This window comes from Streptomyces sp. NPDC090022, from assembly GCF_044748145.1.
Lineage (GTDB): Bacteria > Actinomycetota > Actinomycetes > Streptomycetales > Streptomycetaceae > Streptomyces.
The window spans coordinates 60,782-73,154 of record NZ_JBIVFN010000002.1 but is presented as its reverse complement, the minus strand read 5'-3'; the positions used below and the strand labels follow the sequence as shown (position 1 = coordinate 73,154).

The following is a 12,373-nucleotide window of genomic DNA, read 5'->3' as shown; positions in this document are numbered from 1 at the left end:
TCCACCTACGGCCCCTCCCAACGTCCGCTTATGCTTCGCTCGTGTTCGATTCGCGGCACATCCGGACGTTCCACGAGGTGGTTGCCTCGGGGTCCTACTCGGCTGCCGCCCGCGTCCTGGGATACACCCAGCCCGCCATCACCCAGCAGATGAAGGCGCTCGAACGCGCCGTCGGCACCCCGCTGTTCACCCGGGTCGGCCGCAGGATGCAGCTCACCGAGGCCGGGCACTCCCTGGCCCGGCACGCCGAGACGATCCTCGGCTGTCTCTCCGCCGCGCAGGCCCAGATGAAGGCGTACGCGCGGCTGCGCACCGGCCGGGTCCGGCTCTGCGGGTTCCCCAGCGCCAACGTCACCCTCGTCCCGGAGGCCCTCAGCGGACTCGCGAAGGACCATCCGGGCGTGCAGGTCGAGCTGCTGGAGGAGGAACCCCCCGACTCGCTGCGCAGACTGGAGCGCGGGGAGTGCGACATCACCCTGGCCTTCACCTATCCGGGGCTCCAGGAGCAGATCCCGGAGGAGGTCGCCGAGGTCAGGCTGCTGGAGGACCAGCTGACCGTGCTGCTGCCCACCGGCCATCCGCTGGCCCGGCGGCGGGCCGTGCACCTGGCGGACCTGGCCGAGGAGAAGTGGATCGCGGGCTGCCCGCGCTGCCGGGCGAACCTGCTGCACGAGTGCGCCGAGCTGGGCTTCGTCCCCGACATCAGGTTCGCGACCGACGACAACCTGGTGGTGCAGAGCCTGGTCGGGCAGGGGCTGGGCGTGGCGATGATGCCCGCGCTCGTGCTGCCCTCCCTGTCGCTGACCCGGGTGTGCGGGCGGGTGCTGGCGCCGGTGGCGCGCCGGCACATCGCCGCGTACGTCTACCGCGACCACCTGCGGATCCCGGCGACGGCGGCCGTGCTGGCCGAGCTCAAGCAGGTGGCGGGCAACCGCGTCGGCTGCTGACAACGCCTGGTACGACACCCCCGATCCATAAGCGCCGCTTGGCATTTCGGGTCGGAACTGTCGTTGGACGTGATGGATCTGCTGCCGGACGCTGCGGATATGACCACCACTACGCCGGCCCGCACCACCGCGAGGATGGCCGCCCTCGTCGCCGAGATCCGCACGGTCGTGGACCGGGGTCTGGCACCCGACCTGACCGCCTACCTGGTCGGTGAGCGCCTCGCTCCGCACCTGGGCACGGCGGACCTGCTCACCCCGGCCCAGCAGGAGGGCGATGCGGCGCACTACCGCCAGCACGTCCTGCACGCGGAGACGGACGGCAGCTTCTCGGTGGTGGCACTGGTGTGGATGCCGGGTCAGGAGACCTGTATCCACGACCACGTCTCATGGTGCGTGGCGGGGGTCCACCAGGGCGAGGAGAGCGAGCGCCGCTACCGGCTGGCGCCGGGGCCCGACCAGGCCCGGCTGGTGGCCACCGAGGACGTGGTCAACGCCCAGGGCGAGGTGTGCGGGTTCGCGCCGCCCGGAGACATCCACAAGGTGCGCAACTCCTGTCGTACGAAGGCGATATCCATCCACGTCTACGGTGCCGACGTCTCCCGTCTGGGAACCAGCATCCGCCGCGTCTACACCCTGCCGACCGACTGATGGCCCTCCTCAACCGTCCCCAGAGCCCGGTTGTCCGCAGGGGACGGCCCGGTGGGGATGTTTCACGTGAAACACCCACGTCCTGGCCGGGGTTGGCCACCGCCGCAGGTGGTGCGCTGCTCGCCTGGGGGGTCCACCGGCTGCTGCCGGCCGTACCGATGCTGACCGCTTCGGTGGTCCTGGGGATCGCGGCGGCCCATCTGCCCCGGGTGCGGACCTTCGTCCGCGGAAGCGCCCGACCGGGGCTCTCGCTGGCGGGGCGGCGGCTGATGCGGATCGGCATCGTGCTGCTGGGTCTGGGGCTGGGCCTGGAGGAGGTGCTGCGGCTGGGCTGGGCCACGGTGGCGATGGTGTTCGCGGTGGTGGCCGTGACCTTCGCGGGCACCTTGTGGCTGGGCCGGCGGCTGGGGCTGCGCGGGGATCAGCCCCTGCTGATCGCCACCGGCTACTCGATCTGCGGGGCTTCGGCGATCGGGGCGGTGAGCGAGGTCTCGGGCAGCGACGAGGAGGACGTGGCGTCCTCGGTGGCGCTGGTGACGCTGTGCGGCACGCTCGCCATCGCCGTACTCCCGCTGCTCCAGGGGCCGCTGGGGCTGACCGACCTCGGGTTCGGGCGCTGGGTGGGGGCGAGCGTCCACGACGTGGGCCAGGTGGTGGCCACGGCGCAGACCGCGGGTCCGGCGGCGCTGGGGGAGGCGGTGCTGGTCAAGCTGATGCGGGTGGCGCTGCTGGCGCCGCTCGTCGCGGCGGTGGCGTTCTCGCTGCGGGCCCGGCGGCGTGGGGTGCGGACGGCTTCGGGTCGGCGCCCGGCGCCGGTACCGCTGTTCGTGGCCGGCTTCCTGGCGGCGGCCGCGCTGCGGGCCACCGGGGTGGTGCCGGACGTGGCGCTGGACTGGGCGCACACGGCACAGGAAGCCCTGCTGGCCGCCGCGCTGTTCGGGCTGGGGAGCGCGGTGCACCTGCCGACGCTGGCGCGCACGGGCGGCCGGGCCGCGGCGCTCGGGCTGGGGGCCTGGGTGGTGGTGGCCGGAGTGTCGTACGCGGGCGTGCTGCTGACCGTATGAGCCCGGACCCGACGCACGTGGCCGGAACCGACCCCTACGCGATGACGCGCCCATGACAACCCATCCGGTCCGTGCCACAGTGCCCCCGCGAGGCGGCGGACCGCGAGAGCGCACCGCCGCCCCCACAGCACCGCCGATCCATCGATCCGCACCGACAGCTCTTCATCCCCCACCCTGCCCGGGCCCGACCGGCCCCAGGGCACGGCAGAAGGAGTCATGCGTGAATCGTCATCGCACGGTCGTATCCGCCCTCCTGGCGGCGGGCACCCTGGTCGCGGGCGCCCTCACCGTCGCCACCCCCTCGGCCGCCGCCCCCGCCCCGGCCTCGTTCACGCCGCAGCAGACCCAGGGCTTCTGGACCGCCGAGCGGATGCGCGGCGCCACCCCGCTGGACCTGACGGCCGCCCCGGGCGCCACGGGCAAGCGTGTCGTCGCCACCGGCGCCCCGACCACGATCGCCCCCACTCCGCCGGCCGGCTCGACGGCGGCCGCGTCGCCCACGGCCTTCCCGCAGATCGGCGGGGCCTGGACGGGCGGCGGCGCGGTGGTGAAGACCTCGGGCCGGGTGTTCTTCTCGATGGGCGGCCGGACGGCGTCCTGCTCCGGCGACTCGATCACCAGCGCCAACGGCAGCACGGTGATCACGGCCGGCCACTGCGTGAAGTACCAGGGCGCCTGGCACACCAACTGGATCTTCGTCCCCGGCTACGACAACGGCAACGCCCCCTACGGCCAGTGGGCGGCGACCAAGACCCTGGCGACCGACCAGTGGGCGGCCGGCGAGGACATGAACCACGACGTCGGCTTCGCGGTCGTGGCCCCGCTGAACGGCCAGAAGCTCAGCCAGGCCGTCGGGGCGCAGGGCATCGCGTTCAACGGCGGCTACAACAAGCGGATGTACTCCTTCGGCTTCCCGGCCGCCGCACCGTACGACGGCTCGAAGCTGATCTACTGCAGCGCCAACAGCGGCAAGGACTTCCTGCTCACCAAGGACCACAGCCTGGCCTGCAACATGACCGGCGGCTCCAGCGGCGGCCCCTGGTTCCAGAACTTCGACGAGGCCACGGGCCTGGGAACCCAGGTCTCGGTGAACAGCTTCGGCTACACCTTCCTGCCCAACCGGATGTACGGCCCCTACTTCGGCAACGAGGCCAAGGCGGCGTACGACAAGGCCGCCGCCTCCTGACCCACCCTCCCGGCCGCCCCGCGCCCCGAGGGCAGAACCACCAGCCCCGCGCCCCCCGGATGCCGGTACTCTGTACCGGCCAGGTGGGTTGCCCGAGCGGCCTAAGGGAACGGTCTTGAAAACCGTCGTGGCGCGAGTCACCGTGGGTTCAAATCCCACACCCACCGCACCAGGTCAGAGAAGGTGCTGATCAGAAGGGGTGTCCCGAGAGCGGGGCGCCCCTTCGTCATGGGTCCTGTCTCACCTTGAACCGCCCCTGTACCGCTTTGGATCATTGTTTGTGGACCAGGCGTGGACCACGGTCCACCGGTCCGCAGGCCGCTGACCTGCGCATACGTAGGCATGCGAAAGGGGCGCCCCGTGATGGGACGCCCCTTGGGCCACCAGTGTTGAGATCACGGGATCTGCCCCGTTTTCTGCCGACACGTTTGCTCCTGCCGAGGCTCACCCGCTCGTCGATGCGACGAAACCAGACGGGTGTGGGCCGTTACTCCGTTTCACATGGGTGAATGCTTTCTTCCTGAGCTGGCCGAGTGACGCCTAGAACACAACACATGCGATGCGGGCATGGAAGCCCCGGAACAGTTCAACGACCCCGCAGACGGCCTGTGACCGTCGCGGCCCCAAGACACCGAGGAGCAAGCATGACCGCGCTCAACCCAGAGGGCATGGAAGACACAGAGGAGGATTTTTCCTCGGAGCCGCTGTATGACGCGTGCTTCGTCGACCCGCGCAGCCCGGGTGACCTGTACCTGTTCAAGGGATCGCAGGTCCTCCTGGTCGACTCCGGTGGCAACAAGCGGCGGTGGGACAAGCCCCAGAAGATCGCCGAGTGGCGTTCTCTATACCCCTTCAGTGACGGGATCGACGCGTGCTTCGTCGACCCGCGCAGCCCGGGTGACCTGTACCTGTTCAAGGGAAACCAGGTCTGCCTGGTCGACTCGGGCGGCAACAAGCGGCGGTGGGAAAACCCGCAGAAGATCGCGGAATGGCGGCCCAAGTACCCGTTCCAGGACAAGATCGAGGCGTGCTTCGTCTCTCAGCGCAGCCCGGGTGACCTGTATCTGTTCAAGGGCAGCGAAGTCGCCGAGGTGGACTCCGGGGGCGACAAGCTGCGCTGGGGCCCGACCAGCATCGCCGAATGGCGGCCCGCGTACCCGTTCGACAGCAACATCAACGCGTGCTTCGTGGACCTGCGCAGTCCGGGAGACCTGTACATGTTCAGGGGCAAGTACGTATGCCTTGTGGACGCGGACGGGGACGGGGTTCGCAAGGGGCGTCAGACGGTGGCCAGCTGGCGGTCGCAGTACCTGTTCTGAGCGAGGCGTGATCGCTCGGCCGCGTTGATGCCAGGGCCTGTCCGGCGGGTCTCACGCTCAACCCATCGGACAAGCCCTGGAGGTCGGTCTACGCGTTTTCGGAGCAGTCGGAGTCGTTGAGGGCCCGTTCGATCTGCTGGTTCGCGTGGTGCTGGTTGCGGCGGATTGCCTTGGCGTAGAAGCGGAACAGTACGGCGATGCTGTGGCCGGCGCGGCGGGCGACCTCGGCCGGGGAGACCCCCGACTCCAGCCACAGGGAGACGCCGGCGGCCCGGAGGCCGTAGGGCACCTTTGCGAGAGGAGTCTTGATTTCGTGCGGGGTGAGGACGGCGAGGCGAGCGGCCTTCCAGATGTCGCCGTACTCCTTGCTGAGCAGGCTGCCGCCAAGAGCCGCTCGGAAGAGTCGGCCGTCCTCGGCCGTGCCGAACTCCGCGATGTGGGCGCGGATCAGACGGACCAGGACGGGCGGGATCGGTACCTCGCGGGTGGCCTTCCGGGCGCGCTTCTTGAGGCCCCGGGAGTCGTAGGACTCCCCCGAATCGGTCCAGCCGGATCCGACGCGCGGGGAACTGGACGAGAGAACGACTTGGCCCCAGCCTTCCTCGGGCAGGGTGAAGTCCGATTCGCGCAGGCTCACGGCTTCGCCGGGGCGGGTGGCCGCGTAGTAGAGGCACCCGAAGAACGCCTTGAGGTGGCGGCCGCGGTCTCCCCGCTCGCCCATGGCGTTGATGAGCCTGCGGGCCAGGGCCGGGCCGGGGACGTATCGGAAGTCGATCTCGTCGTCCGTCTCGGGTGCCGTCCAGTCCACCTTGGTCAGGGGCAGGGAGGACAGGCGGTTCAGCTCGACGGCGTAGCGCAGGCAGTTGCTGAACACGGGCACCTTGCGGTTCACCGTGTTGTCCGCCGCAGCAGTCCCGTCCATCTTGCGGGCCAGCGCGTCCAGGGCGGACCGTACGACCGTCGGTGTGTTCAGGGCCGAGATGTCCACGGACTTCCGGCCGATCCAGTCGAGGGCCGCCACGATGGCTTCGGGTGCTTCCTCGGCATCGATGCGGGCCACGAGTTCGCCGTCCTGGTCGAGGACGAGGCGGAAGGCCCAGGAGTAGAGGGCGGTCCGCAGAACCCGGGGAGCGGGGGCGCCGCGGTTGTCCTTCACCAGGCGCGGGGTGACCGTGGCGAGGGCGTCCGCGATGCTCGCGCGGTGCTTGGCCGAGGCGTTCGGCCACTTCATCGCCACGTACTCCCGGGCGTGTGCGAACCAGGTGGGGGACTGGGCCGCCTGCACCTCCGAGGCCGGCAGGCCGGTCTCGGTGTCGAACTGTTCGCGCTTGCGGAGCGCGGCCAGCAGCTCGGAGCGTCGGCCGTCCGCCTGAGCCTTGATCTTGTAGCTCTTCGAGAACGGCTGAATGCCGACCCGCCAGCGGAGTTGGTAGGCCGCAGCGCGGTCGGGGCGCTTGCGGATGCCCCAGATCTGTACGTCGTACGTCAGCACGCGGGCACCTCGCAGCCTTCGAACCACGCGTCGAGGTCGGCCCGGCGGATGCGGATCTGCCCGTTGGGGAGCTTGAGGCAGCGGGGCGCATTCCCGCGAGCGCGGAGCCGGTAGAAGGCGGCCCGAGACATGCGCAGCTCGGCCAGTGCTTCGACCATGGTCAGCATGCGGGTGGTCGGTGCGGCGGTCACTGCCAGACCTCCCCTTCGGTCTTGGCCCGTTCCTTGTCGGCACGGGTCTGGTTGATGTCGTGGCGGGTCTGGGCGGCGAGGAGTTCTTCGCCGGGGCGGTAGCCGGAGGCGAGGTAGGCCCAGGAGGACTCGGTGACGAGCACGGTGTCCGGGCCGGGCGCGGGGTGGCCGGCGCGGGCACGGGCGGCATCGGCCTGGGCGAGGCGCCAGGCGCGGCGGACGTCGCGGAGGGCTCCGAGGGTGGTGGAGTAGGCGCGGGACTTGGTGGAGAAGTGGCCGCGGAAGCCGAGCATGTGGGCCCACTTGCAGAGCTTGAGGTCTGCGAATTCAGGCAGGCCGCCGAGGTCCCAGGCGGTGCGGATCATCTGCCGGAGGATCCTTTCCGCTGGTGGAGGGGGCCCCGGGCAGCACCACAAGATGGGTGTGGTGCCGCCCGAGGGCATGGAGGACCAGGCCCAGGGGCCAGGAGGGGAGAGACGGAAGGCCGGCGGAGGGTGGGTCAGGCCGTCAGCGCGGCATGTGCGGCGGTGGCCAGCGGGAGGCCAACGCCGAGACGAGCCTTGAGCTGGGGCACGGTGATCGCCTGACCGTGTGCCGTGTGGTGGGCATCGGCGATCTCACGGGCGGCGTCCAACAGGGCCGGAGGCACCTGGACCACCGGAGCCGGAGCAGGAGCAAGAGCCGCCGGGGCGAGGGCCGGGGGTGCCGCTGGTTCAGAGACCGGCTCCGGGGCGGGGTCAGGCTCCGGGGCGGGCTCGGGCGTGGCTTCGGCCGTGATGTCCTGCGGCACCGGTTCCGGGGTGGGCTCGGGGGCCGGAGCCGGGAGCACAGCCGAGACCGGTACGGGGGCCGGGATGGCGACGGCGTGGAAGTGGCGCAGGAGGGCGGGGCCGACAGCGCCCCAGCCGAGGAGGAGCAGGGGAGCCACAGCGTCCACGCAGGCGCGGCCGTAGTGCCCGGCGATGATCGGTTCGGCGACGTTGAGAGCGAGGGTGAAGAAGCCGGAGGCGTGCATCAGGCGCGTTGCCGCGGTGAGGTCTTCGGCGGGTACGCCGCGCAGGGAGAGGTAGCGCAGGGCGACGAGGAGGCCGAGGACGGACAGGTCCACCATCGGGGCGATCAGGGGTGCGATCGGGTCGGGGATGCCCAGGCGCAGGGCCAGGCTCCAGACGTTGCCGAAGGAGAACACAAAGGCCAGCAGGGCGATGACCGCCATGACCACGGTCACGGTGCGCTGTGTCATCCGGTCTTCTGACATGAGGGTTTTCACCTCCTTTCAAGGGGAGTTGGAGCCGGTGGCAGTGGTCAGTTATTGACGCCACGGCCGGGCAGGCGGGTGATATGGCGGCCGAGGGAGAACGCCAGGACTCGGCGTTCGTGGATATCGGCGAGGGGGTAGACGGCGGTAGCGATTCGTATGGCCCTATCGATGTCTTCGCGAGCGATGCACGAGCGAACGGCGTCGATGTAGATGGCGATGTTGTTGCCCATGTCAGGCCGCCATCAGTTCCGGGCCGTCCTCGTCGTCGCCGTGCTGGGCGAGGTCTTCGACTGTGCGGCCGGTGAGGGTTTCCAGGAGCTTGAAGGGGTCGCGTACCAGGTGCGCGGTCTTGGCGGCGATGTCACCGGCGTATTCGTCGGGGACGTAGGGGGTGCGGATACGGACGAAGCCGGGACGCCCCTGCGCGGACATGACCGCCACGCCGACATAGGCGGGATCCTGGAGGTTGATGGGGTTGGCGTCGGGCCACTGGCGGATGTCCTCGCCGAGGGCGGCCACCGCGGCTTCGGCGGTCTTCTGCGCGAAGGACAGACCGACGGGGCACACGTCCCGGATGAAGGTGGGGATCGCATCCCCGGTGGTCTTCTGCGTGGTGAGGATCGTCAGGATGCCGAACGCGCGGCCCTTCTTGACGAGGTCTTCCGCCAGCCGGGCGTTCTCCGCAGCGAGGGCGGCCAGGCGCTTGGTCGCGGGGTCGGATCCCTTGTGGTCGCGGAAGTAGGTGTGGGCCTCGTCAATGTTGACGACGATCAGCGGCCACTTCTGCGAGGGGCCGACGTGCCACATGTTCTTCACGCCCAGGACGCTGGTCATGCACGCCGAGCGGGCACGGCGCAGCTGAACGAGACGCTTAAGCTGCTTGTTCGCCGACTCAAGGTCGTCACCGGCGAAGGCGAACATGCGCTGGACGAGTTCGGCGTAGTCGCCTTCCCGGGCATGGGTCACCTTGCCGTCGAGGGTGACGAACTGGATGGCCGGCGAGGGCGCCCAGTCGCAGATGAGCCGGTTGGTCAGAGAGGTCTTCCCGAAGCCGGGCAGGCCGCCGACCGTGACCCCGGGCACGTCCTTGAGTGAGACCGACACGGGCATGCCGAACTCATCCACGCCCAGTTCCCACCGGGCAAGTTCCTTCGGCGGGCGGCCGGTGGGTACGTGTTCAGTCCCGGTGATCAGCGGGTCCACGCGGACGCCACGGATCAGAACCTGTCCCGGCTTGTCCCCGGGCAGGGCGGAGACACGGGTCATGCCCCAGGCGTCCGCGAGGTAGGGGGCCGCCTTCTGGAACTCGACCAGGCTCACCTTCGGCAGGCAGTTCGCCCACGCCATCACACCGAACTCGTCCGGCGTGACCTTCAGCGCCGGGGTCAGCACCCGGGGCTTGTGCTGCTTGGTGCCGTCCGTGTTCGCGAGTTCGGCCATAAGGGTGGGCATCTTGTCCGTGACGGACAGTCCGGCCATCTGCGCCAGGCGCCTCCAGCCCCGGCGAATACGCACCGCCTGCCGGATACTGACCCGCATCATCGGGGACGCCTTGAGGTAGCGGACCACCCACACCACGGTCCACAGGGCGATCAGCCCGAGCCCGAGCCCCATCACGGCGCTGAGCCAGCGTGAGGCTTCGTTCATTTCTTCCATCAGTAACTTCCTTCAGCAGAGACGGGATTCCTGCGGGGCGGGGAGATCCCGCCTGGACCACAACGGCGGCCACCAACGCCACGGGGAGCGGGGGAAGCGGTAGCCGCCGTTGCGGTCGGGTCGGTTCACGCGGCGATGTTCTCCGGGATCGCCGGGGCGTCGGCCAGCGTCAGGGCCTCGCAGCGGTAGGCCACGCCGTCCTGGAGCTGGTCGTTGAAGATCCGCGCCCACGGGGTCGCGAAGAGGTTGACCGGACGGACGAACCGGCCCGGGTGCAGACCGTTCGGCAGACCCGAGCGCGGGACGGTCACCTTCATCGTCTCGGCGCGCTCGTCCTCCATCAGGAAGAGCGTCAGCGTGAACAGCGGCTCACCGGTCTCCCGGTCCACCGCACGCTCGCCGGTCTCCTGGTTCTTCCACTTCGGCACCGGCGGCGTACCGGTCATGACGTTCGTGGTGTCGAGCACGTGCACGCGGAGAGTGGTCCTGGCCATGGGTGATCAAACCTTTCGTCGTGGCCGCTGAGGTGCGGCGCTGAAACCATTGATGCATAGCACTGCTAGCAGTGTCAAGTGCGTCTGATGGGTTGGATGTGCAGATGGGGGTCGATGGGGCCAGGAGTGGTGCCGGAAATGTCAGTCCGGTGTGCTAGGCGTGCTAGAGGTGGCTACCCTGGAGGCATGACCCCTGCCCGCACTGCCAAGCCCGATCGTCGGCCGCCGTATCAGCACGCAGCCGACGAGCTCCGGCGCGAGATCAAGGCAGGCCGGTTCAAGCCGGGCGAACAGCTCCCCTCGTATCGCGAGCTGCAAGACCGCTTCGGCATCGCGAGCATGACCGCCCGCAGCGCCGTGAACGTCCTGCGTGATGAGGGACTCGTCTACACCGTCCAGGGGCGCGGCAGTTTCGTTGCCGACGCTCCGGAACTGGCCCACGACATCCCCGCCGACTACGAGGCCCCCGCTTGGTACCTGGCATCCAAGCGAAGCGAGGCCCCGGTAGGGGTTCCCAGCGGTGAGGTGATTCCCACCGAGGCCCTTACCGAGATCCTTCGGTCGCTGAGGGACGAGATCCGCGCGCTGAGTGCGGACCATCAGCAGCTAAAGCGGGAAGTCGCCGAACTCAAGGCCGAGCGGCAGGCTGCGGAGCGGGAATAGCGGTACGCCGCAGTTCCGCCACGTCGTCGATGAGCACCGCGGCTTCCAGGCGCATCCGCCTGACCGTCGCCAGCATCTCCGCGACCATGGCCTGAGCTGAATCCCCCTGCGTACCCATCGACTTCACATTCCCCCGCTTCGAAATCTGCCCTGCCATGCTGCCCCCGTTCAGCCCGTCATCCTCGCGTGCCTGCACCACCGATCGTTCAGGCGGGCCGTTCATCCGCCCTTGGCTCAATGGGCCATGAAGCGGCGCTGCGCCGCTAGATGAGTGCCCGTCAGGCGGGATGAGCTCAGAAGATACATCCCGGAATCCCGCCCCCCGGGTGGTCGTGCAAGTGCCCCGTACCGCCTGGCGGGCCGCCGAGAAGGGTGCGACGCCACCGGTATCGCTGCATGCCATCGGTCCCACCTCCACACGGTCGTGCGCAGCCCTGATCCAAGACTCCGGAGAATCCGTGAATTCGGAAATCACGGATCGCGTGCTAAGCGTCGCCCACGTTTCGGCGGGTGAAAAAATCGGCTCCCGTGTGACAGTCGCACCGGTGATATGCATCCCATTCCTCCTCTCCTTCGGGTGCCGGCCGCACGCGGGTCGGTGAGGACAAGGATCCGGAGAATCCCCGGTTGGGCTAACCGGGGATCGTCGGATATATTGCGCGCTGCCATTTGCTGGCCCGGGTGGAAATTCGATGTACTCCACCCCGATAAGTACCCTTTGTGTCGTGCCCTGGGTCACATTCCCCGCCTTCCTGGCGCATGGCCACCGGACGCTCCGGCGCGGGCCACACGCAACCAGCGAAAGCGGACACCCCCTCAGAGCGCCCATCGCCAACCCCTCCCCAAGACCTGTGGACAACTTCGCCGCCCATCAGACACGGCGCAGCCTGTGGATAAAGTCCGGCGATCCCGCGAACGGACCAGGTCAAGGCAGGGTGAAACGGAGAGTTACGGCGAAAGCGTGCCAGACATGTCAAAACAGCCCATCACCTACCGGCCGAAGCGGCCGAAGGGATGAGCTGTCCAAAGTTTCTTTACTGGATCAAGGCGGCCCGCTGGCGCGGGCCGCGCGGCGCGGCGGCCCCAGGCCGCCGCTGGCTCCATGTCTCCGCCACCGCCCGCGACGGCCCCCGCCCACTCGCGCCGCAAAAGCCCGAGAAGCGGTCGAGCCAGACCCCGGAAGAACCCCGACCCGCTACCCCACGGCAAGCACGGCCAACAGGAACGGGACGCACCCCAAGCCCGCACAGGTCACCGTGGATCGCCGCTAAACCAGCAGTGGCCGGGGCGGCCGGCCTCCACGGCTTTACCCACCTGTTCGGCTCGGGGCCCGCGTCGGGCAAGTCCAGGGGGCCACTCGTTCAAATTCCGGGCAGGATCAAAGCCTGCCCGAGTTGCCGGACAGCGTACGGCCCCCTGAACATGCCCGACCCCAACCCGAACAGGACACCG

12 protein-coding genes, 1 tRNA gene and 1 pseudogene are annotated in these 12,373 nt (G+C 69.3%); 7 read left to right on the top strand and 7 right to left on the bottom strand.

Annotated features, from left to right (window positions below; all coding sequences use genetic code 11):
• Positions 1–41 precede the first annotated feature (41 nt).
• The 6 genes from ACIPXB_RS04805 to ACIPXB_RS04780 all read left to right on the top strand — a co-directional run bounded on the left by ACIPXB_RS04805 (position 42) and on the right by ACIPXB_RS04780 (position 5,164).
• A complete protein-coding gene (locus tag ACIPXB_RS04805; RefSeq protein WP_401444589.1) occupies positions 42–947 on the top strand; it encodes a LysR family transcriptional regulator in 906 nt (301 codons plus the stop codon).
• A 99-nt stretch (positions 948–1,046) separates the two neighbouring features.
• Entirely contained in the window at positions 1,047–1,595 is a 549-nt protein-coding gene (locus ACIPXB_RS04800) for a cysteine dioxygenase (RefSeq protein WP_401444587.1), read from the top strand.
• Positions 1,595–2,659 (top strand): YeiH family protein, encoded by a 1,065-nt coding sequence (locus tag ACIPXB_RS04795; RefSeq protein ID WP_401444585.1) that lies wholly within the window; start codon positions 1,595–1,597, stop codon positions 2,657–2,659. Before ACIPXB_RS04800 ends, ACIPXB_RS04795 begins: the two co-directional genes overlap by 1 nt.
• Positions 2,660–2,879: 220 nt before the next feature.
• Positions 2,880–3,845: a trypsin-like serine peptidase gene (locus tag ACIPXB_RS04790; RefSeq protein ID WP_401444583.1), complete on the top strand. Its 966-nt coding sequence runs from the start codon at positions 2,880–2,882 to the stop codon at positions 3,843–3,845.
• 82 nt (positions 3,846–3,927) lie between these two features.
• Positions 3,928–4,012, top strand: a tRNA-Ser gene (locus ACIPXB_RS04785).
• 477 nt (positions 4,013–4,489) lie between these two features.
• Positions 4,490–5,164, top strand: a complete 675-nt coding sequence (locus ACIPXB_RS04780; RefSeq protein WP_401444580.1) for a hypothetical protein — start codon at positions 4,490–4,492, stop codon at positions 5,162–5,164.
• A gap of 88 nt (positions 5,165–5,252) precedes the next feature.
• On the opposite strand, the gene ACIPXB_RS04775 is transcribed toward ACIPXB_RS04780, so the two are convergent.
• The 7 genes and pseudogenes from ACIPXB_RS04775 to ACIPXB_RS04745 form a co-directional block, all read right to left on the bottom strand.
• Complete coding sequence (locus tag ACIPXB_RS04775; RefSeq protein ID WP_401444578.1) at positions 5,253–6,656, bottom strand: tyrosine-type recombinase/integrase; 1,404 nt, start codon at positions 6,654–6,656, stop codon at positions 5,253–5,255.
• Positions 6,650–6,823 carry an AlpA family transcriptional regulator gene (locus ACIPXB_RS04770; RefSeq protein ID WP_150261958.1) on the bottom strand — a complete coding sequence of 58 codons (174 nt, stop codon included), beginning with the start codon at positions 6,821–6,823 and terminating at the stop codon, positions 6,650–6,652. Before ACIPXB_RS04770 ends, ACIPXB_RS04775 begins: the two co-directional genes overlap by 7 nt.
• A 20-nt stretch (positions 6,824–6,843) precedes the next feature.
• Positions 6,844–7,236: pseudogene (locus tag ACIPXB_RS04765) on the bottom strand (replication initiator); the annotation flags it as partial.
• A gap of 110 nt (positions 7,237–7,346) precedes the next feature.
• Entirely contained in the window at positions 7,347–8,105 is a 759-nt protein-coding gene (locus ACIPXB_RS04760; RefSeq protein ID WP_401444576.1) for a DUF2637 domain-containing protein, read from the bottom strand.
• Positions 8,106–8,152: 47 nt separating this feature from the next.
• Positions 8,153–8,338, bottom strand: coding sequence for a hypothetical protein (locus ACIPXB_RS04755; protein WP_401444574.1), 186 nt, complete (start codon positions 8,336–8,338; stop codon positions 8,153–8,155).
• A 1-nt stretch (position 8,339) separates the two neighbouring features.
• Positions 8,340–9,764 carry a cell division protein FtsK gene (locus ACIPXB_RS04750; RefSeq protein ID WP_401444571.1) on the bottom strand — a complete coding sequence of 475 codons (1,425 nt, stop codon included), beginning with the start codon at positions 9,762–9,764 and terminating at the stop codon, positions 8,340–8,342.
• Between the two features lie 125 nt (positions 9,765–9,889).
• Positions 9,890–10,258 carry a hypothetical protein gene (locus ACIPXB_RS04745; RefSeq protein ID WP_401444570.1) on the bottom strand — a complete coding sequence of 123 codons (369 nt, stop codon included), beginning with the start codon at positions 10,256–10,258 and terminating at the stop codon, positions 9,890–9,892.
• 186 nt (positions 10,259–10,444) lie between these two features.
• Here ACIPXB_RS04745 and ACIPXB_RS04740 point away from each other — a divergent pair, with 186 nt between their 5' ends.
• Positions 10,445–10,921, top strand: coding sequence for a GntR family transcriptional regulator (locus tag ACIPXB_RS04740; RefSeq protein WP_401444568.1), 477 nt, complete (start codon positions 10,445–10,447; stop codon positions 10,919–10,921).
• Positions 10,922–12,373: the final 1,452 nt, after the last annotated feature.